Source organism: Mycobacterium ostraviense, assembly GCF_002705925.1.
Taxonomy (GTDB): Bacteria; Actinomycetota; Actinomycetes; order Mycobacteriales; family Mycobacteriaceae; genus Mycobacterium; species Mycobacterium ostraviense.
In genome coordinates this window covers 1-280 of record NZ_NKRE01000154.1, presented here as the reverse complement: position 1 = coordinate 280, position 280 = coordinate 1, and the positions used below count along the sequence as shown (strand labels likewise).

The window sequence follows — 280 nt, the reverse complement described above, 5'->3', positions numbered from 1 at the left end:
GTACTGCAGTGCTCATGCAATTAACTCTTGATTGATCGTTGTCGGTCACGTCGCCACCGACCAGGCCCGCCACCGGTCCCACACCGCAAGGCGATGTCGGCTGCGGCATCGCTAAGGTTGCTCTATGACCGCGTACCATGCTGACGCCAGTGACCGCGAAGGCAAAGAGATCCTCACCTGGGAGACCTTCGGTGACGCCGCCGAAGAATTAGCTGCCCAGATTCATCATTCGGGGTTCGATCCCGAGATCCTCATCGCCGTGGCACGCGGCGGCATGATC

At 60.0% G+C, this 280-nt stretch carries 1 pseudogene; it reads left to right on the top strand.

Annotated features, from left to right (window positions below):
* Positions 1–124: 124 nt before the first annotated feature.
* Positions 125–280, top strand: a pseudogene (locus CDN38_RS32325) (phosphoribosyltransferase); the annotation flags it as partial.